Consider the following 24,179-nt stretch of genomic DNA (forward strand, 5'->3'; position numbering starts at 1 on the left):
CAGCAACGACTGGTGCTGTGCCGCCGTGCGCGCCGGAGCCGTCCGCGCCGCCATTGGCTCGACGCTCTTGCGATCACCCGGCAACATCAGGCCAGTGCAATAATCGCGCAGCGGTCTCGTCCGCTCCGCGTGACCGATCACGCTACCAAGCCCCGCCACATACTCCGCAAACCGGGTTTTGCTGTCTCCGCCTTGATCGAGATTCATCTGGCCCTCCGCGCGCCAAACATTGAATCCCTACAAATACTTGATTCTCAGCCTCAACGGCTGCGGCCGGATGACTCAGTAAGATTAGCTGAGCGATTGCGCGAAGCGCAATGGCTCGGCGTAACCCACCTCTTCGGCGTCGCGTGAGAAGAGGTGGGTTACGCCCAACGGTCCGCGCTTTGCGCGGCCCGCAGTTCTAACCCACCCACTTGTCCTACCCGTTGCGCCTTTGTCCGCGCAGCGTCGGCAGGCCGATACCCGCCGCATCGAAGCCGCCATCCACGGCCAAAATTTGGCCGGTGATGTAGCTCGCGCGGCCTGAGCAGAGGAAATAGATCGCTTCCGCGAGCTCCTCTTCCAGGCCGTAGCGGTTGAGCGGAATGGCGTCGTGATAGTCGGCGCGGATCTCCTTGGTGTGCACCTGCTTCGCCATCGCGGTGTCGACCGGTCCCGGCGCGACCGCGTTGACGCGGATGTTGAGCGAGGCGAGTTCGACCGCGAGCTGCTTGGTGAGGTGCGCAAGGCCCGCCTTGCTGGTGCCGTAAGCGGAGCGCAGCGTCGAAGCACGCACAGCCGAGATCGAGGTGATGTTGACGATGGCGCCGCCACCGCCGTCGCGCATCAAGGGCACCGCCGCCTTGGTGCAGAGGAACGGTCCGGTGAGGTTGACCTCGAGCACGCGGCGCCAGTCAGCCTCCGACGTCTCCATCAGCGGCGCGAACACCGCGATGCCGGCATTGTTGACCAACGCATCCAACCGGCCGAACCGCCGCTCGATCGCCGTCATTGCGGCGCTGACCGCGGCTGCGTCCGAAACGTCGCAGGTCAGCGCCAGCGAGGCCTCGCTTTGGCCGATTTCGGCGACCGCGCGGCTGAGCAGTTCGCCCTCGATGTCGAGCAGCGCCACGCGCCAGCCCTCGGCCAGGAATTTCTTCGCGGTCGCAAGCCCGATGCCGCGTGCGGCTCCGGTGACGAGGGCGATTTTTTGCGGGGCTTGCGGCATTGGCTGATCTGTCCTGTGTCCGGGAGGGGCGCGCGAGAGCGCCGGCCCCTTTTACTTCGCTTTCGTTCCGGCATGAAAGGCCTCGAGCCGCGCCTATCGGGGCCGATGCGGCCCAAATGCGCCTGCCGCGGTTGCGGTGCGGCCTCCAAATAATTTCTGCCCCGCTGTCGGCTCGGCGGAAGGTCGTTCGTCTTGGAGGGGAGCGCGGGCCAGCTGTTTCCGCCCGCACGACATATCGGAATGGCTGAGAGCAGCGAGGAAGTTCCATGCGATTCATGATGCTGATGATCCCGCTCGGCTACGAGAACGCACCGCCGGACGTGCAGCTCGATCCGGAGCGCGTTGCGGCGATGATGCGTTACAACGAGGCGCTGAAGGATGCCGGCGTGCTGATCACGCTCGACGGCCTGCACCCGCCGTCGATGGGCGCGCGCGTGTCGTTTGCGACCGGCGAGCCCATCGTGACCGACGGCCCCTTCGCTGAAGCCAAGGAAGTTCTGGGCGGCTACTGGATGATCGAGGTCGCCTCGCGCGCCGAGGCGATCGCGTGGGCCAAGAAGTGCCCGGCCTCGCCGAACGAGATCATCGAGATCCGGCAGGTGCAGGAGATGAGCGATTTTCCCCCCGACGTGCAGGCGGCCGCCGCCGGTTTCGACGAGCTGAAGAAGTAACCACAGCGGCCGCGATGAGATCGCGGCTGTCGTCAATGGATCAACAGAGGAGAGACTGATGAGCACCGAACAAAAATTCCTCGCCGTCTATCTCGGCAGCATGACCGGATCGAAAATGGCGGCCTGGCGCGCGCTGCCCGAGGCCGAACGGAAGGCGAAGGAGCAGGAGGGCATGGCCGCCTGGCACGGCTGGGTCGAGAAGCACAAGTCCGTCATCGTCGAGATGGGCGGCCCGCTCGGCAAGACCCGCAGGATCGACGCGAATGGCATCACAGAGGTTAGCAACGCGCTGACCGGGTTCACGGTGGTGCGCGCCGCCTCGCAGGAGGAGGCTGCCAAACTGTTCGAGAACCATCCGCATTTTGCGATCTTCCCGGGCGAGGCGATCGAGGTGATGCCCGTGCTGGCGATTCCGCAGATGTAGCCTCGGGTGGGTTCGTTGCCGGGCCGTGGCAAGTTGGCGGTCATTACGGGGCGGCTCGAAGAGCCGAACCCGGAATCTCGAGATTTCGATGCTTCGTGTCGCCCCGGAATGACGGTGAAAATACGGGTTAATCAAACCCGGCCTGCGCTAGTGACCTTCACGCCCGGCTCATGTAAAGGTCGTTCACATGAGCTGGCGCAAGGAGCAGCGCCGCGCTGAGCGCGGCTATCACCACGGCAATCTGAAGGAGGCCCTGTTGCAGGCCGCTCTCGGCCTGATCGCCGAGAAGGGCGCGGCGGGCTTCACCTTTGCCGATGCCGCGCGCATGGCCGGCGTCAGCGCGGCGGCGCCCTATCGGCATTTCCGCGACCGCGACGAGCTGTTGTCCTCCATCGCCCAGCGCGGATTCGAGCAGTTCGAGGCGCGCCTGTCCGCGGCCTGGGACGACGGGCGGCCCGATACGGTCACCGCGTTCGAACGTGTCGGCAAGGCCTATCTTGCCTTCGCCCGCGAGGAGCCAGCCTTCTACAACGCGATGTTCGAATCGGGCGTGCCGGTCGATGCCAATCCCGCACTCCAGGCTGCCAGCGAACGGGCCTTCAACATCATCCGTGCTGCCGCCGAGCGCCTCGCCGCGCTGACGCCGCCCGGCACTCCCCGTCCGCCGGCGATGATGATGGCGCTGCATATCTGGTCGATGTCGCACGGCGTCGCCTCGCTGTTCTCGCGTGGCGATGCCGCGCGGCGCAAGCTGCCGATGTCGCCGGACGAGCTGTTAGAGGCCGAAGTGCTGATCTATCTGCGCGGGCTCGGCTTCCCGATCGACCGCCGTCCGGCCAGCACGGGTGCCGAGCCGCCGCCGGTGCCGCCGGAGGCTCCCTCCGGTTCGGGCGTGCCGCCCGGTGGTCCCTGGGGCAAGCCGAAATAAAATTGCGCAGATAATCACCCGGGCGTGTCAGGCAGCCCGCTTGACAAAATCGCGGGATGGGCTAGCTATGTAAATGTTATTTACATTCACAACGGCGCTGGTGCCGTGATGGAGATGGGAAATGGCCTACACCGCTGATGTCAATCGATGGCGCGGCCCTTCGGACCAATACCAACAGTACGAGCGTCCCCGCATGCTCGATACGCCCTGGCATCCCGGCTGGATCGCCGTGACCATTCTCGGCTTCATCATCTGGTGGCCGATCGGACTTGCCCTTCTCTTTTTCACACTCGGGAGCAGAAGAATGTCGTGCTGGAGCCACCAGGATCGCTGGCAGAACAAGATGGAGCGGATGCAGTACAGGATGGATCGCATGCGTGACCGCATGGAGCGCCGCGGCTTCGGCTTTGGCTTCGGCCCGCCGTCCTCCGGCAACCGCGCCTTCGACGAATATCGCGCCGAGACGCTGCAGCGCCTCGAGGAAGAGCAGCGCGAGTTCAAGGATTTCCTGACCCGTCTGCGTCACGCCAAGGACAAGGAAGAGTTCGACCAGTTCATGGCGCAGCACAGGACGCGCCCGACCCCGCCGCCGACCGACCAGCAGCAGGGTTGACCTCTCAAAGCCTTCAGGCGCATGCCCCCAAAGTCCTGATGGCCCTGAGCCGCCCGCCTGCGCAACCCGCAGGCGGGCGGTTTGGTTTTTGGACGAGCACAGCGGTCAGCCGCGACGTTCAGGTTGTGAGAGCGAGCTGCGCGCGAACCGAAGCGAGGAAGTGTTCGTAGGCGTGGTCCACGATCTCGTTGAGCGATCGTGTTCGCGCGAACATCGCCTTGGCCTCGGCGAGAAACTCCTCTCGGGTCGGAATCTTCGGCAGATGCAGATGCGTCAGCGCATCGACGCCGTCATGTGCGCGATCGAGGATGTCGTGCAGCGACGGCAATTGCAGCTGGGCGAGGTCGGCCCGGCGCCGCGCCGACGAGATCGCATGCGCCAGGGTCTGCGCATCGAACCTGCCGGCAAGCTCGTGGGCTGCCCGCTTGATGACCCGGGCGCCGAGCGGCTGTTCGTTGCGCAGCACTTGTTCGGGCGGCGCCTTCATGTTCCAGACGATTCCGATCCACGACAAGACCTTCAGGGTGTAGTAGGTCACGTCGACTTCCCACCAGCGAAAGCCCTGTCGCACGCTGCTCTGATAGGCGTGGTGATTGTTGTGCCAGCCCTCACCCAGCGTGAACAATGCCAGCAGCCAGTTGTTGCGGGAATCATCGCCCGTCACGTAGCGCTTGCGTCCGTGAACATGCGCAAGCGAATTGATGCAGAACGTCGCGTGATAGAGCAGCACCGTGCTCCAGAGGAAGCCGACGACCAGACCTGACCAGCCCGCGACCAGGAAGCAGAGCGCTGCAAGCGTAAAGGCCGGCAGCAGCTCCAGCCGATGCAGCCACATCAGCTCCGGATAGGCGGCGAAATCGGCGATCTTCACGAGGTCGGTCCCGTCGTGCCGCCGGGAAAAAATCCAGCCGAGATGGCTGTAGAGGAAGCCGCGGTGACGCGGCGAATGCACGTCGGTTTCGGTGTCGGAATGCAGGTGATGGTGTCGATGCTTGGCCGCCCACCACAAAACGCTCTTTTGCGCGCTGCTCTGGGCGAGGCAGGCCAGGATGAACTGAAACGCCCGGCTGGTCGCGAACGCCCGATGCGAGAAGTAGCGGTGGTAGCCGGCTCCGATCGCAAACATCCGCACGCAATACAGTGAGACGCAGATCGCGACGGCTTGCCATGTGATTCCGGACCAGATCGCGGCAAAGCAGCCGAGATGGACCAACAGGAACGGCAGGACAGAGGGATACATGATGTCGTCGTGCTGGTCGTCGACGGCGCTGTTGGGCGACATGTTTTGGGAGTGACCTTGAACGAAGAGGATGCGGGATACGCTCCGGCGGAGCTAAAGCCTGCTAGGTGTGAAAAACCCCGCCGATGGCGTGCCACCGCGGGGTCGTGAACGAGATGCTTTGCCGGTACATTCCGGCCAAAGCGTCGGCCGAAGCTCGATAACCGACCATATGGTCCTGAATGCCTGCGATGCAAGCACGTAGTCGCACGGAAGCGGCGCTGAGCCGCAGGCCAGCTTGGCGCAGCGAACCGCAGGCGCGTTCACCTCGCATCGTCAGACATCCGGCCGGATGCACAACGGTCGGCAACCCCGCGCGATTGACCAACGGCCCCGAGCCGGCTTCCGCGGCTTGAGGTGTCATCACGCCATCAGGCGGCGCGGCGGTGGCTTTCGCCGCCATGCGGCGGCGTGACCGGCTCCGAGCTGGTCTGGCCCGGTGCATCCAGCACGGCGACGTGATGCCGGTAGACCATCTCCCAGCCCTTCCATCCCGTGAACAGGAGGATGCCGACCACGATCAGGGAGAGCACCACGCCCCACGGCTTGATCGCAGCCTCCACACCCTGCGCGTAGCGAAGGTAGAAATTGACCAACGCCAGCACGACGGCCGTGAGATTGCCGGCCATGTGGTACCAGGCATCGTTGAGACTGCGGATGCGTGGCTCGCTCAAGAAGTCCGTAAAGCCGGCTGTGGCGGCAACCAGCGCCATGACGATGCCGGCGCCGATTAGCCACATCGCGGCGCGTGCCCAGAAGGCGTCACCGGTTCCGATAAAGGCCAGATCGGCGATGGGCGCGCCGACCAGGAACGCGACGGGGAACGGGATAAGCATGGGGTGGAGCGGGTGATCGCCGATGGCGGCGGTCGTCTTGGGGTTGATGGTCATGGCAAGGCCTCGCCGAAAGTGATTTTCCGGACAATGTTCCGAGGGAATGGTGGTTCCTCCGGTTGCGCGTGCCGCGGTGGGGACGCGCGGAACCCCCCGCGCCCCGGACGCGGCGCCGCGTCTCTTTGACGTGCGCCGCTGAGCCGGGCCCATCTCGCCGCAGGGATGCGCGCTGCCTCCCGGGGTCCCCCATCCCCCTGCACTGCCTGCCTTTCCGGCAGCCAAATTCACCGCCGGTAACCCCGCATTAACCAACGCCGGGCTCTGGTAAGAACGGACAGTCACGCCCGAAGCCGTGTCGAGGCCCTTAGTTTTGACATCTTGGCGGGGAATGCAGGCGGCCGGCTTTGGACGAGCCTTTTGGACCAGCCCTGCACCCCAGAGAGACAAGGCTTTGAGCGGGCTTGCCGGCTCGCCGGTTCCGGCGCGGCTGTTGGGGAACACCGGCAGCGATTTGCTGGCCGAAGGACATTAGGTAACTGATCGCCTTGAGAGGATACTGCTTATGAATCCGGCCGACGTGGCTCAGTCAGCCCTTCCGGTTGCTGCCTCCGCCGACGTGTCGCTGATTGCGCTGTTCTGGCAGGCTCACTGGATCGTGAAAGCGGTGATGCTGGGACTTCTGTCCTGCTCGGTCTGGGTCTGGGCGATTGCCATCGACAAGATCTTTCTTTACGCGCGCACCCGCCGCTCGATGGACCGGTTCGAGCAGGCGTTCTGGTCCGGCGAGTCGATCGAGGAACTCTATCGCACGCTGTCGGCTAAGCCGACACATTCCATGGCAGCCTGCTTCGTGGCGGCGATGCGCGAGTGGAAGCGTTCGTTCGAGAGCCACGCCCGCTCGGTCGCAGGGCTCCAGATGCGCATCGACAAGGTGATGAACGTCTCGATCGCGCGCGAGGTCGAGCGGCTGGAACGCCGCCTTTTCGTGCTGGCGACCGTCGGCTCTGCCGGGCCCTTCGTCGGCCTGTTCGGCACGGTCTGGGGCATCATGTCGAGCTTCCAGTCGATCGCGGCGTCGAAAAATACGTCCCTGGCGGTGGTGGCCCCCGGTATCGCGGAGGCGCTGTTTGCGACCGCCGTCGGCCTTATCGCCGCCATTCCTGCCACTATTTTCTACAATAAGTTCACCTCCGAGGTGAATCGTCAGGCTCAGCGGCTGGAGGGCTTCGCCGATGAATTTTCAGCCATTTTGTCCCGTCAGATCGACGAGCGGGGCTGACGGACGGCATGTATAGTGTGAAGGGCAATTTGGGCACGCGATCATGGCGATGAACGTTGCGAGTTCGTCCGGCGGCGGCGGGCGCCGTGGCCGGCGCAAGCCGGTCGTGGCCGAGATCAACGTCACGCCGATGGTCGACGTCATGCTGGTGCTGCTCATCATCTTCATGGTGTCGGCGCCGATGTTGACGGTCGGCGTGCCGCTCGACCTGCCGCAGACCCAGGCCAAGAGCCTCGAGAACAACGACCAGAAGCCGATTCAGATGTCGGTCGACATCAAGGGCAAGGTGTTCATCAACGATGCCGAGATCGCGCTGAACGAGCTGGTGCCGAAGCTCAAGGCGATCACGGACGCGCGTGGCGGGCTCGAGGAACGCATCTACCTCCGCGCCGACAAGAAGGCCGATTACGGGACCGTGGCCAAGGTCATGGGCCTGTTGTCCGGCGCCGGATTCAAGAAGCTGGCCCTCGTCACGGAAGCGGATCAGGGGTAAGCGGTGAAGGTGAACGTCGACAAGACACTCGTTGCGTCGATTGCCCTCCACGTCCTCGTGCTGGGATGGGGGCTCGTCACCTTTAGCAGCAAGGCCTATGTCGCGCCGGAGGAGTCGCTCCCGGTCGACATCATCTCCACCGATCAGCTCGCGAAGATGATGGCGGGGCAGAAGACCGGTGAGAAGGACAAGCCGAAGCCCAAGGTCGAGAAGATCGCGGAAGCGAAGCCGGAGGAAGACGCCGTCGGCAAGGTCACCGAGAAGAAAGAGCTGATCAAGACCAACTCGACGCCCGAGCCGCCGCCAAAGCCTGTCGAGAAGCCGGTCGAGAAGAAGCCCGAGCCGCCCAAGCCCGTGGCGGAGGCCAAGCCCAAGGAAGAACCTAAGCAAGAGCCGAAGCCGCAGGAAAAGAAGCCCGATCCGGCCAAGGAAGATCCGATCGCCGAGCTCCAGAAGAAGCTGGAGACCAAGAAGCCGCCGCCCAAGCCCGTGGAGCAAAAGGTTGCGGCGGTCCAGCCGCAGCAGCAGCCCAAGCCGAAGGAGCGCACCTTCGATCCCGCGCAGATCCAGCGCGACCTCGACAAGCGCGCCGCGACCCGGCACGAGCTCGCCGGCTCGGCGCTGAATGCATCGGCCTCGCTGGGGGCGGCGACCGGGACTGCCGCCAACAACGTCGCGACCTGGCGTGGTGCATTCCAGGGCGCCGTCAAGCGCTGCTTCACGCCGACCTATAACGGGCAGGACGCCGATCAATACGAGGCCGATATCGACATTCCCATGAAGATCGACGGATCGCTTGCTTCGGAGCCGATTGTCGTCGCGGTGCGAGGACCGTCGCGCTCGATTGCTCAGGCCATTGCCGAGAGCGCCAAGCGCGCCATCGTGCAGTGCCAGGTCTATTCATTCATGCCGAAGCAGCAGTACGAGAGCTGGAAGCTCATTCCGATGACTTTCGGTCTGAAAGATATGTTGTGACATCCGAACAAAAGAATTTTGCGATGAATGATGCCCGTTCGATGAACCGCCGCCGCTTCATGACCCTCACCGGATCGACGCTTGCCATGCTCGGGAGCGGACGCGTCTTCGCTCAAGGGCAGGAGGGCCGCCTCCGCATCGATCCCACGGCATTCCAGCCGATCCCGATCGCGATCACGGGTTTCGTGCCGGGCTCGCCATCCGACGGGGACGTCGGTAACGGCGTCACGCAGGTCATCACCAACAATCTCAAGCGTTCGGGGCTGTTCGCACCGATCGATCAAGCCGCCTTCATCGAGCGCATCAGCAACATCGACGTCGCGCCGCAATTCCAGAACTGGAAGACCATCAACGCCCAGGCGCTGGTGACGGGCCGCATGACGCGGCAGCCGGACGGCCGCCTCAAGGCCGAATTCCGCCTGTGGGACGTCGTTTCCGGCCAGCAGCTCACCGGACAGCAATATTTCACCTCGCCGGAATATTGGCGCCGTATCGCCCACATCATCTCCGACCAGATCTATGAGCGGATGACCGGCGAGAAGGGTTATTTCGACAGCCGGGTCGTGTTCGTGGACGAGACCGGGCCGAAGGAGCGCCGCGTCAAGCGGCTTGCCATGATGGACCAGGACGGCGCCAATGTGCGCTATTTGACCCGCGGCTCCGACCTCGTGCTGACGCCGCGCTTCTCGCCGAACTCGCAAGAGATCACCTATATGGAGTTCGGCCAGGGCGATCCGAAGGTCTATCTCTTCAACATCGAGACCGGCCAGCGCGAGATCGTCGGCAACTTCCCCGGCATGACCTTTGCGCCGCGCTTCTCGCCTGACGGCCAGCGCGTCATCATGAGCCTGCAGCAGGGCGGCAACTCCAACCTGTTCGTGATGGATCTGCGCTCGCGCTCGACCACGCGCCTCACCGACACGCCGGCGATCGACACGTCCCCGTCTTACTCACCGGACGGCACCCGCATCTGCTTCGAATCCGATCGCGGCGGCAGGTCGCAAATCTACGTGATGGCGGCGGGCGGCGGGCAGGCGCAGCGCATCTCCTTCTCCAAGGACGATACCAACGCCAGCTATTCGACACCGGTCTGGTCGCCGAAGGGCGATTACATCGCCTTCACCAGGCAAGGCGGCGGGCAGTTCGCGATCGGCGTCATGAAGCCGGACGGCTCGGGCGAGCGGCTGCTCACCTCCGGCTTCCACAACGAAGGCCCGACCTTCTCGCCGAACGGCCGCGTGCTGATGTTCTTCCGCGATCCCGGCGGCAATAGCGGACCGTCGCTGTACTCGGTCGACATTTCGGGTCGCAACGAGCTGAAGGTGCCGACGCCGGGCTTCGCCTCCGACCCGGCATGGTCGCCGCTGCTGTCCTCGACGTCGGGCTGACAGCATCGCAGTTGACACATCGCGTGTTCAGACGCGCGATGTTTTCGAAAAAGCGCGCCGATTTTTTCGCGTTTGTTGCGAAGAGCAAGACTTCCTTCACCTTGTGCCCGGCAAGGCTTCTCTAGTTGCTTGATATGTAAGCGGAAATCGTTTCGTTATTGCCGAAAAACAACCCGGCTTTAACGATGTTCCCTCAGAAAAGCTTCATCTCGGCTGGGTAAGACTACGCGCCAAACAGGACGCGCGTACAAACCAAGATGCAGTTCGCAAGCCAGAGCGGAGAGCACGGGCAGCCGCCGCCGGTCAATCCGGCAGCGCAGATCGATTCGCTCTTTGAAGCGCGGGGACCGCTGCTGGCCGGTCTCATCTTCGTGTCGATCGGTGCTGCGCTGACGGCGCTGAAGACGAGCGAACTTGTCATTTGGGCGTGTGTGGCGCTTCTCGTCTTCGCCGGGGCGGTGCGGGCGATCGACTTAGGTCGCTATCAGGCGCGAAAGTCGAACGTGACCGCCGCGGCGGCCAAACGCTGGCAGACGCGCTATCAGACCGGGGCGATGATTCAGGCCGCTGCGATTGGCACCTGGTGCGGCACGACCCTGCTCGCCACCGACGACGCGGTCTCGCACATGATTGCCCTGTCGGTCACCACAGGCATTGCCGCAGGGGGAGCGGGAAGGGCGTACGGACGACCGTCGATCTTCCATCTTCAGGCCGTGCTCATCTTTGCCCCGGCGGTGTTGGCATTGGCCTGGCGCGGCACGCCCTACTATATTGCGATGGCGGTCGTGAGCGCTGCCTTCCTGTTGGCGATCATGCAGCTCTCGGCCAACCTGCACCGTATATTCATGGGAGCGGTGGTGGCGCGTGAGCGCGAGGCGGCGCTCGCGGGCCAGTTCGATACCGCCCTCAACAACATGCCTCACGGGCTTTGCATGTTCCACCGCGATGGGCAGCTTGCGGTGATGAATCACCGTTTCGCGGCGATGATGAGCCTGCCCGAGAATCTGCCGCAGAGCGGCACCAGCGCGCGCGACATCATCGCGGCGTGTGTGAAAGCCGGATCCGTCTCGGCTGCGAACGGCGAGCATATCATCGCCGACATCGAGAGTTCGCGGGAGAAGGAGATCATCACCGCCGATACGAACATCGAGCGAAATCGGTCGCTGTCCTGGACCGTTCAGCCGATGGCGGACGGAGGCGCGGTGGTGCTGCTCGAGGACATTACGGAGCGGCGCAACGCCGAAGCCAAGATCAGCCATCTTGCGCGATACGACGACCTCACGGCGCTGCCGAACAGGGTCAATTTCCGCGACGAGATCGAGCACCTGCTCGCTGTCTCCCACGACGCGGCGCAGCTCTCCGCACTGCTGTTCATCGACCTCGACCAGTTCAAGCAGGTCAACGATACGCTGGGCCATCCCTGCGGCGATCAGCTCCTGTGCGCCGTCGCCAACCGGCTGCGCGAGATGCTGCGCCCCGAAGATTTCGTCGCCCGGTTCGGCGGCGACGAGTTCGTCGTGTTCCAGCAGAACCTCAACGCGCCCGAGGACGCCGCGGCGCTCGCTCGCCGCATCGTCGAACGGTTGAGCGAGCGTTATCGCATCGACAATCATCTGGTCGAGATCGGCGCCAGCGTCGGCATCGCACTGACCTCGCCGGACGGCACCAGCGCCGATACGCTGCTCAAGAACGCCGACATGGCGCTGTATCGCGCCAAGGCCGACGGCCGCGGCACCTTCTGTTTCTTCCGCGACGAGATGGCGGCGACCGTCGAGGCGCGCCGCATCCTCGAGCTCGACCTGCGCAAGGCGCTCGCCAACGAGGAATTCGAGCTGTTCTTCCAGCCGCTGGTCAATCTGAAGTCCGGCAAGATCACCACCTGTGAGGCGCTGCTGCGCTGGAATCATCCGGTGCGCGGCACGGTCTCGCCGGTCGATATCATCCCGGTCGCCGAGGACATGGGCCTGATCGTCGATCTCGGCCGCTGGATCCTGCGCCGCGCCTGCATGGAATGCATGAAGTGGCCGGAGGGTGTCAGCGTCGCCGTCAACTTCTCGCCGCAGCAATTCCACCAGCGCGATGTCTTGAGTGAAATCCGCTACGCGCTCGAAGTGTCGGGCCTGCCGGCGCATCGACTGGAGATCGAGATCACCGAGTCCTCGCTGCTGCGCAACACCCAGCTCACCCACGACATCCTGTCGCAACTGCACGCGCTCGGCGTGCGCATCTCGCTCGACGATTTCGGCACCGGCTATTCCAGCCTCAGCTACCTGCATAATTTCCCGATGCAGAAAGTGAAGATCGACCGTTCCTTCCTCGAAGGCATCGATACCGACCGGCCGTTGACGCTGCTGCGCGGCGTCGCGCGGCTGTCCGCCGACCTCGGCATGGCCGTCGTGGTCGAAGGTATCGAGACCAACGCGCAGCTCGAGCTGATCAGCGCCGACGGCACCGTGACCGAAGGGCAGGGTTACCTGTTCAGCCGGCCCGTTCCGGCGGTGCGGATCCGCCAATTGCTCAACGCCTCGCATGACCGTCGCATGCCCGACGACCAGCTCGCCGTCGTGTCATCGCGATCGGCCTGATCGTTTCCCGGCAGCTCCTTCATCGCAATCGGCTCTCGCTTGCTCCGTAATTTTGCGGACCCCGCAAAGGTTAACCCTAACAGTTCTAAGGCTTTGCAATTTCGTTAAGGAACCATTAATCTGTTACTACTCGCGGAAGTTGCTTGGAGTTTAGAGGTAGTAGATGAAGTCCGGAGCCGAACCGACCCCGGCGCTCCTTCCCCGAGGCGCCGCGCTGTTTGACCGCATCGATTACCGGCTCATCGAGACTCCCGAGGACAAGGACAATCTGTATTTGATGCGCTACCGCGCCTATCTGCAGGCCGGTCTGATCGAGCCGTCATCCTCGCTGCGCGTCAGCGATCGCTTCGACGAAACGCCCAACACCTGGAATTTCGGGATCTATGTTGATGGAGAGCTTTGCAGCTCCGTCCGCATCCATCTTCTGACGTCGGAATGGCGGATGTCCTATACCACCGAGGTGTTCGGCGACATCCTGCATCCCCGCCTCGATCGCGGCGAGGTCTTTGTTGATCCGTGTCGGCTTGTTGCAGATCCCGATAAGCACCACCGCTTTCCCGAACTGCCCTACCTGACGGTGCGCCTGGCCTTTGTCGCGTGCGATCATTTCAATGCCGACACCGGGCTTGCCATGATCCGGACCGATCATCAGGCGTTTTACCGCCGCATCTTCCTGCACGAGACCATCTCACCGGAGCCGCGGGGTTTTCCGGGGTGGCCCACCAAGAAGGCGGTCCTGATGGCGACCGACGTTCGGCGGCAGCGGGACAAGGTTCTGGCACGCTTTCCGATCATGCGCTCCAGTGCGTTTGAGCGGCGCATGCTGTTTGAGCGCAGCACCCCGCGCCAGGCCGCCACGCGGCCGGTGCTGCTCACCACGCCGCGGAACCTGGATGTGGCCGCTCCGGCGCTCGGTTCCGTCTAGTCGGGCGAGCCAGCTCCATTCGGCCCAAATTTCCAGCAGAAGCCGGCGCTTTTGCCGGCTGACACGGCTTGCTTTCACCCTCGCGCCACATTTACAACCCATTAACCATGCCGGTCGCTTTTCGCTGGTTGGGGGCATTTGACCGGCTGTGGCAAGGTTCCGTCAAGGTTGACGGAACGTTCGCTTAACCAACCCCCTGTAGACCGGACAGCAGTGGACTAACGTGAGCGTGGAGGCTCCGGAATGAAACATCCTATGCGTATCCTCCAGGGATTGAAGCTGGCCGCGGTGCTCGCCGTCGCGCTGTCGATGGGCGCCTGCGCCAACAAGAATGCCGCGACGGATGCGATGGCCAATGCGGCGACGCCCGGCAGCCAGCAGGATTTCGTCGTCAACGTGGGTGACCGCGTGTTCTTCGAAAGCGATCAGACCGATCTGACCCCGCAGGCGATCGTAACGCTGGAGAAGCAGGCGCAGTGGCTCCAGACCTATCCGCGCTACAGCTTCACCATCGAAGGTCATGCCGACGAGCGCGGCACCCGCGAATACAACATCGCGCTCGGCGCCCGCCGTGCCCAGTCGGTGCGCTCGTTCCTCGCCTCGCGCGGCATCGATCCGAACCGCATGCGCACGATCTCCTACGGCAAGGAGCGGCCGGTGGCCGTCTGTAACGATATCTCCTGCTGGTCGCAGAACCGCCGCGCCGTTACCGTCTTGAACGCGAGCTCTTGACGTTCAGTCAGGTCTCCGACGGTCAGTCAGGCGCCGTTCAGCTTCGGAATTGGATGATGCCGGCGCCCTTTCGGGCGCCGGTTTCGTTTCAGCATTCTGTGACTTAATACCCCTTGGTACCAGTCACATTTTTGGCGTACTCCACTTCAATGTGTGGCGCGTCGAATGTTCCGTCGCAGGCCATTTCGCTTTTGTCGTCAGGGCAAGATGTCATCCAGATTTAAGGCTTTTACCGGCACCGTGGCGACCGCCGCGCTGCTCTCTTTGTGCTCGCCCGCACTTGCGCAATCGGTCTTCGCGCAGTCGGATGATGCCGACCCGGAGATGCGGATCGAGCGGCTGGAGAACCAGCTGCGCCAGCTCACCGGCCAAAACGAGGAGCTGCAATACCGCAACCGCCAGCTCGAAGAGCGGCTGCGGGCGCTCGAGGGCGGCGCGCAAGGCGCGCCCGGACAGGCGCCCAACGTCGCGGCGATGCCGCCCGCGCAGATCGCACCAAGTCAGATCGCGCCCGGCTATCGCCAGCAGCCGCCGCAACAGCAGGCCGTGCAGCCGAGCTACGAGCAGCCGCAGATCGCCGCTCCCGCGCCGATCGTTCAGGAGCAGCCGGCGCCCGGCGCACCCGGCACGCGCCGCCGCGGCGACGCCTTCGATCCGAACCAGAACCCGAACGCGCCGGGCGCGCCGCGCGCGCTCGGCGGCGGCCAGCAGCCGATGCCGGCAGGAGCTCCGAGCGGGGCACCCGGCGGCCGCGGCGCCGGCGAGCCGCTCGATCTCGCCAACACCAGCCCCCGCTACCAGCAAGGTGTGCCGCCAGCCGCGCAGCCCGGCTATCCGCCGGCGCAATCAGGTTATCCCGCGCCGGCCGGCGGCGCCGGCCTGACGACGCTGCCGCCCTCAGCGACGCCGCGCGACGAGTTCGACCTCGGCATCGGCTATATGCAGCGCAAGGACTATGCGCTCGCCGAGCAGACCATGAAGAACTTTGCGCAGAAATTTCCGAGCGACCCGCTTGTCGGAGACGCGCAATACTGGCTCGGCGAGAGCTACTTTCAGCGCCAGCAATATCGCGACTCCGCGGAAGCCTTCCTCGCCGTTACCACCAAATACGAAAAATCGGCCAAGGCGCCGGATGCGTTGCTGCGGCTCGGCCAGTCGCTCGCCGCGCTGAAGGAGAAGGAGGCCGCCTGCGCCGCCTTCGGCGAGATCGGCCGCAAATATCCGCGCGCCTCTGCCGGCGTCAAAGCCGCGGTCGATCGCGAGCAGAAGCGGGTGAAGTGCTGATCCGCTGACAAAGCGGATGGCGTTGCGCTAAACAGTCGATCCATCCTCGGACGATTGCAGCGTCATGTCAGACGACGACAATTCACCGATCTCGGCGCGCGAGGCGAGGCGGCTCTTCGCCGGCCTGAAGGCTGCGCCGGCGCTGGTGCTCGCGGTCTCCGGCGGGCCCGACTCGGTCGCGCTGATGTGGCTTGCGGCCCGCTGGCAGCGCAGCCTTGTGCGCGGCCCGCAACTCACCGTCGTCACCGTCGATCACGGCCTGCGCCCCGAGGCAGCCCGCGAGGCGCGTGAGGTCAAGCGGCTTGCCGCCGAGCTCGGATTGCCGCACCGGACCCTGCGCTGGCGCGGCGCAAAGCCGAAAACGGGGCTGCCTGCCGCTGCGCGCGAGGCCCGTTATCGGCTGCTCGCAGAGGCCGCGCGTGCCGCCGGTGCGAGCCATGTGCTGACGGCCCACACCCGCGACGACCAGGCCGAGACCCTGTTGATGCGCCTCTTCCGCGGCAGTGGACTTGCCGGGCTGTCGGCCATGGCGCCCCTCAGCGAGCGCGACGGAATCGTGCTGGCGCGTCCGCTGCTCGATGTCCCGAAATCGCAGCTGATCGCGACCTTGAGGCGGGCGAAGGTCGGCTTTGCCGAGGATCCCACCAACAAGGATACCGCCTTCACCCGGCCGCGGCTGCGCGCGCTACTGCCGCTTCTCGCGGCCGAGGGCGGCGATGCCCGCAATCTGGCGCGGCTCGCGGCAAGGCTGGCGCGGGCCAATGCGGCGGTCGAGGTGCTGGCCGACGGCGCCGAGCGCTTCCTCCGTTTGCGGGATCGCGGCGATGCGCCACAGGCGGGCGTCCGAAGCTTCGAGGCCTCGGCCTTTGCCGCCCTGCCGGAGGAGGTCCGGCTGCGGCTCCTCCTGCGGGCCATCAACGCGCTCGGACATGAAGGGCCGGCGGAACTCGGCAAGGTCGAAGCCCTGCTGTCGGCATTGGACCAGGCCATTGCCGCAAGTCCCGACGTCCGTGCCCCCGGCCGGCCGGTCCTGAAGCAGACCCTCGCGGGAGCCTTGATCAGCCTTGCCGGCGGGCGTATCCAAATCGCACCGGCGCCGGCAAGGCGCCGTGGGGGTGGATAAGCTCGCGACTAGGGCGATCATGACACCTGCCAATTCGGCCCCGCGCCGTCAGGACACCTTAACCAGGCAGGAAAAACCCCGCCCCAAGCGCCATTATTTCAGCGGGAATCGCGCTAAGATGGGCTAAATAGTCCCATCTCATTCCCTTGGCAGCGACCCGGGCGGCACCTAAATTGTATGCGTCTAACCGAGAGGATTCCTTGGGGATTTTCTCTAGCTTGCCCAAGTAACTCCTGAAGGACCAGGCCGCGATCCGCGCGACCACGAAGGAAGATCGATGAACGCCAATCTGCGCAATTTCGCCCTCTGGGTCATCATTGTTTTGCTGCTATTGGCGTTGTTCACGCTCTTTCAGAACCCGGGTCAGCGGGCCTCCTCGCAGGACATCGCCTTCTCCCAGCTCCTGAGCGAAGTTGATCGCGGCAATGTGCGCGACGTCGTGATCCAGGGGCCGGACATCCACGGCACCTTCACCAACGGCTCGAGCTTCCAGACCTACGCGCCGAACGATCCGACGCTGGTGAAGCGGCTCTATGACAGCAAGGTGCAGATCACCGCGAAGCCGCCCGGCGACAACGTGCCCTGGTTCGTCTCGCTGCTGGTCTCCTGGCTGCCCTTCATCGCGCTGATCGGCGTCTGGATCTTCCTCTCGCGGCAGATGCAGGGCGGCGCCGGCAAGGCGATGGGTTTTGGCAAGTCGCGCGCCAAGATGCTGACCGAAGCGCATGGCCGCGTCACCTTCGAGGACGTCGCCGGCGTGGATGAGGCCAAGCAGGACCTGCAGGAGATCGTCGAATTCCTCCGCGATCCCGGCAAATTCCAGCGCCTCGGCGGCCGCATTCCGCGCGGCGTGCTGCTGGTCGGCCCTCCCGGCACCGGTAAGACCCTGATCGCACGTGCGGTCGCGGGTGAAGCCAACGTGCCGTTCTTCACCATTTCCGGTTCGGACTTCGTCGAGATGTTCGTCGGCGTCGGCGCGAGCCGCGTCCGCGACATGTTCGAGCAGGCCAAGAAGAACGCGCCCTGCATCATCTTCATCGACGAGATCGACGCCGTCGGTCGTCACCGTGGCGCCGGCCTCGGCGGCGGCAATGACGAGCGCGAGCAGACGCTGAACCAGCTGCTGGTCGAAATGGACGGCTTCGAAGCCAACGAGGGCGTGATCCTGATCGCCGCGACTAACCGCCCCGACGTGCTCGATCCCGCGCTGCTGCGTCCGGGCCGCTTCGACCGCCAGGTCGTGGTGCCCAATCCTGACGTCGTCGGCCGCGAGCAGATCCTCAAGGTTCACGTTCGCAAGGTGCCGCTGGCTCCCGATATCAACCTCAAGACCATCGCGCGCGGCACGCCGGGCTTCTCCGGCGCCGACCTGATGAATCTCGTCAACGAGGCTGCGCTCACCGCTGCCCGCCGCAACAAGCGGATGGTGACGCAGGCCGAATTCGAGGAAGCCAAGGACAAGGTGATGATGGGCGCCGAGCGCAAGTCGCTCGTCATGACCGAGGAAGAAAAGCTCCTGACGGCCTATCACGAGGGCGGCCACGCCATCGTCGGCCTCAACGTGCCTGCGACAGATCCGATCCACAAGGCGACCATCATCCCGCGCGGCCGTGCGCTCGGCATGGTCATGCAGCTCCCGGAGCGCGACAAGCTGTCGATGTCGCTGGAGCAGATGACTTCGCGCCTTGCCATCATGATGGGCGGCCGTGTTGCCGAAGAGCTGATCTTCGGCCGCGAGAAGGTGACCTCGGGCGCCGCGTCCGACATCGAGCAGGCCACGCGCCTTGCCCGCATGATGGTGACGCGCTGGGGCCTGTCGGAGGAGCTCGGCACCGTCTCCTATGGCGAGAACCAGGACGAGGTCTTCCTCGGCATGTCGGTGTCGCGCACGCAGAACGCATCCGAAGCCACCGTTCAGAAGATCGATTCCGAGATCAAGCGCCTGGTCGAGGAAGGCTACAAGGAAGCAACCCGCATTCTCACCGAGAAGCGCGCCGATCTCGAGACGCTGGCCAAGGGCCTGCTCGAGTTCGAGACGCTGACCGGCGAGGAGATCGTCGACCTGCTCAGGGGCAAGAAGCCGAACCGCGAGTCTGTGCTCGAGCCGACCACGCCGCGCGCCTCCGCCGTGCCCCCGGCCGGCAAGCCGCGCCCGCGGCCCGATCCGGATCCGGGTCTCGAGCCGCAGCCGCAGGCGTAATCGCGAGCGGCAGATCAGATTGCAAAACGCGGCGGAAACGCCGCGTTTTTTGTTGGGCAGCGGTTCGCGGTTGCGCGAAACACTAAAGAAGAACTTAACGCTTGCGGCCTATTTTGGCCGGCCATGACTGATCAGGTCGTCCACAGCGCGGTTCACCCGTTTTCGGCACGTGCAGCGCTCCCTTGGGCGGTGGGGCTCGGCCTCTATGCCGTGTTGCTGGCTGTCGGACCGCGGCTGCTCGGTGATCCCGACAGCTATTCTCACATCGAGGTCGGACGCTGGATCATCGCGCACGGCACCCTGCCGGCGAGCGACCCCTTCTCCTTTTCGATGCGCGGCGCGCCCTGGATCACCTTCGAATGGTTGTCCGAGGTCGTCTATGCCGGCGTCTACGCGCTTTCCGGCTGGCCCGGCGTCGTCGCGATCGCGGCCGCGGCGATCGCGCTCGCCTTTGGCCTGCTCACGTTCTTCCTGCTGCGCGAGCTTTCGCCGGCCCTGACCCTGCTGATGGTGATCGCAGCCGTCGTCTTGCTGGCGCCGCATATGCTGGCGCGGCCACACGTGCTCGTGCTGCCACTGATGGTGACCTGGGCGGCGGCGCTGGTTCGCTGCATGGATCGCAGCACGCCTCCGCCATATTGGGCCCTGCCGCTCCTGGTGTTGTGGACCAATCTGCACGGTAGCGGGGTGCTGGCTCTTGGGCTCATCGGCCCTGCGGTGCTCGAGGCGCTGCTGCGTGAGGAGCGAAGCGCATGGCCGCACGTGATCCTGCGGTGGCTGCCGTTCACGGCGCTCGCAGTCATAGCGTCGTGCCTGACGCCCCACGGGGCGGAACCGCTGCTGATGCCGCTGACCACGCTCGGCCTCGGCTCGGCGCTCGCCTGGATCGCGGAATGGCGGCCGCAGGATTTCAGCCATTTCGGCGGCTTCGAGCTGCTGCTGCTGGCCGGCATCTTTGCGCTCTCGCGCGGCGTGACGCTGCCGATCGTGCGGGCCCTGGTGGTGATCGGCTTGCTCCATTTCGCGCTGGCGCAAGCCCGCAATGCGGATCTGCTTGCCATGCTGGCGCCGCTCTATCTGGCGGCCCCGCTGGGCCGGACGTTCGGCGGGCCGAGCGGGAACGATGCCGATGGCTCCTCGCGCGGCTTGAATCTGGCCGCGGTCGCTGTCTTGGCCGCAATGAGCGGATTGGCTCTGGCGCGCGACATCCGGCCGGCGCCCATCATCACCCCCGAGGCTGCCATCGCCCGAGCCGACCTCGTCAAGGCGGAGCGCGTCCTCAACGACTACTCCTTCGGCGGCTATTTGATCTTTGCCGGCATTCCCACCTTCATCGATGGCCGCGGCGAGCTCTACGGCGGGCCGTTCATCGACCGCTACAATCGTGCGCTGGCGCTGATCGACCTCGGAGATCTTCTCAAGCTGCTCGACGAATACAAGATCGGCGCGACGCTGCTTGCACCGGGCACACCGGCGGTCGCGATGCTCGACCGGCTGCCGGAGTGGCAGCGTGTCTACAGTGACGATGTGGCGGTCGTGCACAAGCGGCGGGAGACGCCGCAAAGATAGGTCAAGCGGTCCCGAAGGCGGCGTATTGGCCTCCGAGCCACACGCCGCTCAGCGCCCTTTCGAGGCGCCGCGCCGGTTTGGTGTCCCAGGGGAGCAGCAGGAAATGCCGCGCGCCGATCGCGCGCAGGCCGCTAGCCGCCATCAACTTTCGGGTCGTGCCGGCACCGAGCAGGACGGCGTCCCGGTCGAACTCGCAGCGTGCAACGGCCAGGCGCGTCAGCGGGTTGTACGGATTGTGCTCGATCACGCAGACGAGCCCGCCGGGGCGTGTCACGCGGCGCATCTCGGCGATGAACTGCGCCCATTCGGTCGGCACGATATGGTGCATCACGCAGACCGCCGTGACCAGATCGAAGCTGGCGTCGGCAAACGGAAAAGTGCGGCCGTCAAACTCCCGGTAGTCGACCCCGCGGTTGTGAGCGCGCGCCTGTGTCAGGCTGGCCGAAGACACGTCGATGCCGCTCAAGCCGCCGACCGTGCCGTGCAGCAGCGGGTGAAGGCTGCCGACGCCGCATCCGACGTCCAGCATGTCGGGCTTCGCAACGTCCAGCCGCTGCGCGATCAGATCGCGCAGCAGATCGGCCTTTGCGCGCATGAAGAAATCATGCGGCAGACCCGAGAAGTCGATCGAGGATTGGACCACATCGCGGTAGTTGTCGTGATATCCGTCGAAGAGTTCGGTCATGCGATGAGCTACTCGTTGACGGCGTGGATCGCTTGTGTCGCCGCCGCCGCGTCGCGATCGAAGCCGACGCGTGCCTGCACCACGTAGAGCGGGCGGCGTTTCACCTCGGCATGGATGCGGCCGACATAGAGTCCGACGATGCCCGTCATCAGCATGTTGATGCCACACAGCAGCGACACGACGACCATCGTCGAGGACCAGCCGGTCACGAGATGGCTGTCCTTGCTGAGCCATAACAGGACCACCCAGCCGCCGTAGAGCAGCGCGAGTCCGGAGACCGTCAATCCGCACCAGATTGCCAGCCGCAAAGGCAGATCGGAGAAGCCGAGCGCGGCGTTCACCGCCAGGCGGACCATCTTGAACAGCGGGTATTTGGTTTCGCCCGCGGCGCGCTCGAGGCGGTGGAAGGCGACCTCGGCCTGCCGGAAGCCTAGCCAGGCGATCATGCCGCGCACGAAGCGATCCTGCTCCGGCATCTGCCTGAGGGCGTCGAGCACCTTGCGATCGATCAGGCGGAAGTCGCCGACATCGGCGGGGATGCCGACGGAGGACATCTTGCCGAGCAGCCGGTAGAACAGATGCGCGGTCGCACGTTTGAAACGGCTTTCGCCCTCGCGCGACAGGCGGCGGGCGTGAACGATGTCGTTGCCCTCCTTCCACTTCGCGATCAAGTGCTCGATCACCTCGGGCGGATCCTGCAAATCGGCATCCATGACGATGATTGCGTCACCTTGCGCAGCGTCCATGCCGGCGGTGATGGCGATCTGATGGCCGAAATTTCGCGACAGGCCGATGTAGCGAAAGCGCGTGTCGCGCGCGGCGAGCGCTCGTAGCACGATCGAGCTGGAATCGCTGCTGCCATCGTCGACGAAGATCGCTTCTGCCGGTTCGTCGAGCCGGGACATGACCTGGTCGAGCCGGCGCAGCAGGACCGGCAGCACGGCTTCCTCGTTGAATACGGGGATGACGAGGCTGTAGCGGATCGATCTGGAATTGGCCGCCATGCGAAGGAATCCGGCTGGGTTGCAGGGGCGCAAGTCTATGAGCCGGTGGTTAAGGCCGCCTTGCCGCAACCGTTAAGGGTCTACGGCCCCGCGATATTGAGGAGGGAACCGCAGGGCTAGCGCATTTGAGAGCTTTTCGCCTGCGGCAATCCTTCGAGACGCCCGCTTTAGGCGGGCTCCTCAGGATGAGGACGGAGTGCGCGGCAGCAGTTTCAAGGGGCACTGAGGTCGATTAGCCTCATCCTGAGGAGGCGCGTCAGCGCCGTCTCGAAGGACGATGCGTGCACGCAGGCGGCAGCCACGAGCCATATGCGATAGCCCCTAGAGGGGACCGAGAGATGAAGCGCGGTTAACCACGCTCGTGCAGCCGCGGCTTCGGTCTAGGTCTTGCGGCGAATCCTGTAGAGGGCAAATCGCTGCGAGGTCTCCAACACCTCCAGTAGATCCGGCAGCGGATTTGCGGCGGGCGATCCCAGCACGTAGAGGTAGTCGAAATCCCGGTACCAGGTGCGGACAAACGGCGGAGCCTCCGCCGGCGCCTGGCCCCTCGCAATTGCGGCAAGCAGGCCTGACGGCACCGGCCCCCCATAGGGAATGGCAATACGGCGCACGTCCTGACGCGGCCGCACGGGCTGCTTGCCCGTTTCCGTGAACAGGTTGGGCACGAAGGCGTTGGCATAGTGCACGGCCAGCGTCGGCGCATAGTACATCGGATACGAGGTGAGGTCGGCGAAGGGCGGATCTCCATTGTCGCCTATGCTGCCGACGAGAACGCGTGAGCCGCGATCGATCTTCTGGAAAGAGGCGATGATCGCCGCATAGTCGGCGCGGTAAGGCAGCCAGACTGCGAAGACGACGGCGAGATTGAGCAGTATGACACCGCTGATTGCAGCGAGTGCAGCCATTCTCCACGCCCGGCTCGGCAAGGACAGCGAGCAGAAGGCCGGCAGGATCAGAGCCGCAGCGGGAATCACGCGCAGATCGACGAACGAGGTTCCGAACAGCTTCGAGGGAATGACCAGATAGAGCAGCGCAAAACCGATCGCGAGCCAGATCCCGGCCGGCTCGAGCCTGAGGACGCCGCGTCGTGCGGCGAAAAGCAACGCGATCATCAGCGCCAGCCCGGTCGCCGCCGCTGTCGTCAGATTGTAGCCGTTCATGATCCGGAGCGGCCAGACCGGCTTGAATGCGAGGAACCAACTCGTGCCTTCGCTTCCGATCGAGCCTGCAGCGACGTGCATGATCGCAAACAGCGCAAGCGCCGGGAGGGCCAACGCGCCAAGCCGCGCGGCCGCGACGGGGTACGCGACTTGCCGTTGGCGGATGCGCGACAGCTCGAACAGACCAAGCGTCGCGCCGTAGATGCCGAGCGAAAAGAAATGCGCCACGTACAGCGCGGCGACGAAGATCAAATTGGCGACGAAACGCAGCGGCCATGGGCCTTCCGCCAGCACCAGATAGACGGCGATGCCCCATAGCGCGAGGCCCAGCCCGAACTCGAAATTCACAAAACCCCAGCTGAACGGCAGGCAATAGAGGAAAGCGAGCGCAGCGAAGCCGGCGAGATGGAGGCGTCCCTTCCTGACCCATTCGAGCAGCAGCGCACCGGTGACGATCAGCAATTGGCTCAGCAGCAGAAACAGCCGTGTGGCGTTCTCGACGCTCATCAGCCGCGCCAGCTGCGGGACCAGCAGATCCATTCCGAGGTTGGGATAGAATGCCCAGGCCACCTCGTAATGCGGATTGGTGTCGGGGGTGCCGTTTTGGCTCAGAATGTACATGCGGGCGAGGTGATTGGGATAATCGACCATCGCGGGAATGGGGGTCAGCAGCACCGGAACAAACGAGACGGCCGCCAGCATGACAAGAACGGCAATGGCCGTGGGTCGCTCCGAGCCGAGACGAACCGGAATTGTCAGGATCGGCTTGTTGGAAGGAGCCATGTCATGGAATCGCTGAGGTTTGCCCGCCAACTGGAG

General features: G+C 64.6%; 22 protein-coding genes. 15 read left to right on the top strand and 7 right to left on the bottom strand.

All coding sequences use genetic code 11. The features are described from left to right. Together YU9_RS0112190 and YU9_RS0112195 are read right to left on the bottom strand one after the other, a co-directional pair. On the bottom strand, positions 1 to 207 hold a 207-nt coding region (locus tag YU9_RS0112190; RefSeq protein WP_027573089.1), incomplete at its 3' end, for a transposase. A 214-nt stretch (positions 208 to 421) separates the two neighbouring features. Next, positions 422 to 1,210 carry an SDR family NAD(P)-dependent oxidoreductase gene (locus tag YU9_RS0112195; RefSeq protein WP_027573090.1) on the bottom strand — a complete coding sequence of 263 codons (789 nt, stop codon included), beginning with the start codon at positions 1,208 to 1,210 and terminating at the stop codon, positions 422 to 424. 266 nt (positions 1,211 to 1,476) lie between these two features. Here YU9_RS0112195 and YU9_RS0112200 point away from each other — a divergent pair, with 266 nt between their 5' ends. The 4 genes from YU9_RS0112200 (at position 1,477) to YU9_RS0112215 (ending at position 3,846) form a co-directional block, all read left to right on the top strand. Continuing rightward, positions 1,477 to 1,881: a YciI family protein gene (locus tag YU9_RS0112200; RefSeq protein ID WP_027573091.1), complete on the top strand. Its 405-nt coding sequence runs from the start codon at positions 1,477 to 1,479 to the stop codon at positions 1,879 to 1,881. Between the two features lie 58 nt (positions 1,882 to 1,939). Beyond that, on the top strand, positions 1,940 to 2,305 hold the full coding sequence (locus YU9_RS0112205; protein WP_027573092.1) for a YciI family protein: 366 nt from the start codon (positions 1,940 to 1,942) through the stop codon (positions 2,303 to 2,305). Positions 2,306 to 2,492: 187 nt separating this feature from the next. Continuing rightward, entirely contained in the window at positions 2,493 to 3,233 is a 741-nt protein-coding gene (locus YU9_RS0112210) for a TetR/AcrR family transcriptional regulator (RefSeq protein WP_027573093.1), read from the top strand. Positions 3,234 to 3,354: 121 nt separating this feature from the next. Continuing rightward, a complete protein-coding gene (locus tag YU9_RS0112215; RefSeq protein WP_027573094.1) occupies positions 3,355 to 3,846 on the top strand; it encodes a DUF2852 domain-containing protein in 492 nt (163 codons plus the stop codon). Between the two features lie 118 nt (positions 3,847 to 3,964). On the opposite strand, the gene YU9_RS0112220 is transcribed toward YU9_RS0112215, so the two are convergent. Both YU9_RS0112220 and YU9_RS0112225 read right to left on the bottom strand, forming a co-directional pair. After that, the gene (locus YU9_RS0112220; protein ID WP_027573095.1) at positions 3,965 to 5,128 is read right to left on the bottom strand and encodes a fatty acid desaturase; all 1,164 of its coding nucleotides are present in this window, start codon (positions 5,126 to 5,128) and stop codon (positions 3,965 to 3,967) included. A 368-nt stretch (positions 5,129 to 5,496) separates the two neighbouring features. Then, entirely contained in the window at positions 5,497 to 6,015 is a 519-nt protein-coding gene (locus YU9_RS0112225) for a DUF2231 domain-containing protein (RefSeq protein ID WP_027573096.1), read from the bottom strand. 505 nt (positions 6,016 to 6,520) lie between these two features. Between YU9_RS0112225 and tolQ the strand changes: the two genes are divergently transcribed. From tolQ to YU9_RS0112290, 11 genes are all read left to right on the top strand, one after another. Further along, the gene (gene tolQ, locus YU9_RS0112230) at positions 6,521 to 7,237 is read left to right on the top strand and encodes a protein TolQ (RefSeq protein WP_027573097.1); all 717 of its coding nucleotides are present in this window, start codon (positions 6,521 to 6,523) and stop codon (positions 7,235 to 7,237) included. A 43-nt stretch (positions 7,238 to 7,280) separates the two neighbouring features. Further along, positions 7,281 to 7,730, top strand: a complete 450-nt coding sequence (gene tolR, locus YU9_RS0112235) for a protein TolR (RefSeq protein ID WP_027573098.1) — start codon at positions 7,281 to 7,283, stop codon at positions 7,728 to 7,730. A 3-nt stretch (positions 7,731 to 7,733) separates the two neighbouring features. Beyond that, positions 7,734 to 8,705 (top strand): cell envelope integrity protein TolA, encoded by a 972-nt coding sequence (locus YU9_RS0112240; RefSeq protein WP_027573099.1) that lies wholly within the window; start codon positions 7,734 to 7,736, stop codon positions 8,703 to 8,705. Positions 8,706 to 8,746: 41 nt separating this feature from the next. Next, positions 8,747 to 10,093 carry a Tol-Pal system beta propeller repeat protein TolB gene (tolB, locus tag YU9_RS0112245; protein WP_036017256.1) on the top strand — a complete coding sequence of 449 codons (1,347 nt, stop codon included), beginning with the start codon at positions 8,747 to 8,749 and terminating at the stop codon, positions 10,091 to 10,093. Positions 10,094 to 10,350: 257 nt separating this feature from the next. Continuing rightward, positions 10,351 to 12,678: a bifunctional diguanylate cyclase/phosphodiesterase gene (locus YU9_RS0112255; RefSeq protein WP_027573101.1), complete on the top strand. Its 2,328-nt coding sequence runs from the start codon at positions 10,351 to 10,353 to the stop codon at positions 12,676 to 12,678. A gap of 163 nt (positions 12,679 to 12,841) precedes the next feature. Beyond that, a complete protein-coding gene (locus YU9_RS0112260; protein WP_027573102.1) occupies positions 12,842 to 13,603 on the top strand; it encodes a hypothetical protein in 762 nt (253 codons plus the stop codon). Positions 13,604 to 13,846: 243 nt separating this feature from the next. Then, positions 13,847 to 14,335, top strand: coding sequence for a peptidoglycan-associated lipoprotein Pal (pal, locus tag YU9_RS0112265; protein ID WP_018641585.1), 489 nt, complete (start codon positions 13,847 to 13,849; stop codon positions 14,333 to 14,335). A 207-nt stretch (positions 14,336 to 14,542) separates the two neighbouring features. After that, positions 14,543 to 15,619: a tol-pal system protein YbgF gene (gene ybgF, locus YU9_RS0112270; RefSeq protein WP_027573103.1), complete on the top strand. Its 1,077-nt coding sequence runs from the start codon at positions 14,543 to 14,545 to the stop codon at positions 15,617 to 15,619. Positions 15,620 to 15,683: 64 nt separating this feature from the next. Beyond that, positions 15,684 to 16,742, top strand: a complete 1,059-nt coding sequence (tilS, locus tag YU9_RS0112275; protein ID WP_027573104.1) for a tRNA lysidine(34) synthetase TilS — start codon at positions 15,684 to 15,686, stop codon at positions 16,740 to 16,742. A 277-nt stretch (positions 16,743 to 17,019) separates the two neighbouring features. Continuing rightward, a complete protein-coding gene (ftsH, locus tag YU9_RS0112285; protein WP_027573106.1) occupies positions 17,020 to 18,942 on the top strand; it encodes an ATP-dependent zinc metalloprotease FtsH in 1,923 nt (640 codons plus the stop codon). Between the two features lie 123 nt (positions 18,943 to 19,065). Next, positions 19,066 to 20,511 (top strand): hypothetical protein, encoded by a 1,446-nt coding sequence (locus YU9_RS0112290; protein WP_027573107.1) that lies wholly within the window; start codon positions 19,066 to 19,068, stop codon positions 20,509 to 20,511. 1 nt (position 20,512) lies between these two features. Here the strand turns inward: YU9_RS0112290 and YU9_RS0112295 are convergent, their stop codons facing one another. From YU9_RS0112295 to YU9_RS0112305, 3 genes are all read right to left on the bottom strand, one after another. Then, complete coding sequence (locus YU9_RS0112295) at positions 20,513 to 21,196, bottom strand: class I SAM-dependent methyltransferase (protein ID WP_027573108.1); 684 nt, start codon at positions 21,194 to 21,196, stop codon at positions 20,513 to 20,515. A gap of 8 nt (positions 21,197 to 21,204) precedes the next feature. Next, entirely contained in the window at positions 21,205 to 22,200 is a 996-nt protein-coding gene (locus YU9_RS0112300; protein WP_027573109.1) for a glycosyltransferase family 2 protein, read from the bottom strand. Positions 22,201 to 22,580: 380 nt separating this feature from the next. After that, positions 22,581 to 24,143, bottom strand: coding sequence for a hypothetical protein (locus YU9_RS0112305; RefSeq protein WP_027573110.1), 1,563 nt, complete (start codon positions 24,141 to 24,143; stop codon positions 22,581 to 22,583). Between the last annotated feature and the right edge of the window lie 36 nt (positions 24,144 to 24,179).

Origin of the sequence: Bradyrhizobium sp. WSM1743, assembly GCF_000473065.1 — a bacterium.
Lineage (GTDB): Bacteria > Pseudomonadota > Alphaproteobacteria > Rhizobiales > Xanthobacteraceae > Bradyrhizobium.

Bases quoted from the DNA above. Each gene is read 5' to 3' on its own strand.
- YU9_RS0112200 (WP_027573091.1), top strand. From the start codon at position 1,477: ATGCGATTCATGATGCTGATGATCCCGCTCGGCTACGAGAACGCACCG.
- YU9_RS0112290 (WP_027573107.1), top strand. From the start codon at position 19,066: ATGACTGATCAGGTCGTCCACAGCGCGGTTCACCCGTTTTCGGCACGT.
- ftsH (WP_027573106.1), top strand. From the start codon at position 17,020: ATGAACGCCAATCTGCGCAATTTCGCCCTCTGGGTCATCATTGTTTTG.
- YU9_RS0112220 (WP_027573095.1), bottom strand. From the start codon at position 5,128: ATGTCGCCCAACAGCGCCGTCGACGACCAGCACGACGACATCATGTAT.
- YU9_RS0112225 (WP_027573096.1), bottom strand. From the start codon at position 6,015: ATGACCATCAACCCCAAGACGACCGCCGCCATCGGCGATCACCCGCTC.
- YU9_RS0112260 (WP_027573102.1), top strand. From the start codon at position 12,842: ATGAAGTCCGGAGCCGAACCGACCCCGGCGCTCCTTCCCCGAGGCGCC.
- YU9_RS0112195 (WP_027573090.1), bottom strand. From the start codon at position 1,210: ATGCCGCAAGCCCCGCAAAAAATCGCCCTCGTCACCGGAGCCGCACGC.
- tolQ (WP_027573097.1), top strand. From the start codon at position 6,521: ATGAATCCGGCCGACGTGGCTCAGTCAGCCCTTCCGGTTGCTGCCTCC.
- YU9_RS0112255 (WP_027573101.1), top strand. From the start codon at position 10,351: ATGCAGTTCGCAAGCCAGAGCGGAGAGCACGGGCAGCCGCCGCCGGTC.
- tolB (WP_036017256.1), top strand. From the start codon at position 8,747: ATGAACCGCCGCCGCTTCATGACCCTCACCGGATCGACGCTTGCCATG.
- ybgF (WP_027573103.1), top strand. From the start codon at position 14,543: ATGTCATCCAGATTTAAGGCTTTTACCGGCACCGTGGCGACCGCCGCG.
- YU9_RS0112210 (WP_027573093.1), top strand. From the start codon at position 2,493: ATGAGCTGGCGCAAGGAGCAGCGCCGCGCTGAGCGCGGCTATCACCAC.
- pal (WP_018641585.1), top strand. From the start codon at position 13,847: ATGAAACATCCTATGCGTATCCTCCAGGGATTGAAGCTGGCCGCGGTG.
- YU9_RS0112215 (WP_027573094.1), top strand. From the start codon at position 3,355: ATGGCCTACACCGCTGATGTCAATCGATGGCGCGGCCCTTCGGACCAA.
- YU9_RS0112300 (WP_027573109.1), bottom strand. From the start codon at position 22,200: ATGGCGGCCAATTCCAGATCGATCCGCTACAGCCTCGTCATCCCCGTA.
- YU9_RS0112205 (WP_027573092.1), top strand. From the start codon at position 1,940: ATGAGCACCGAACAAAAATTCCTCGCCGTCTATCTCGGCAGCATGACC.
- tilS (WP_027573104.1), top strand. From the start codon at position 15,684: ATGTCAGACGACGACAATTCACCGATCTCGGCGCGCGAGGCGAGGCGG.
- YU9_RS0112305 (WP_027573110.1), bottom strand. From the start codon at position 24,143: ATGGCTCCTTCCAACAAGCCGATCCTGACAATTCCGGTTCGTCTCGGC.
- tolR (WP_027573098.1), top strand. From the start codon at position 7,281: ATGGCGATGAACGTTGCGAGTTCGTCCGGCGGCGGCGGGCGCCGTGGC.
- YU9_RS0112295 (WP_027573108.1), bottom strand. From the start codon at position 21,196: ATGACCGAACTCTTCGACGGATATCACGACAACTACCGCGATGTGGTC.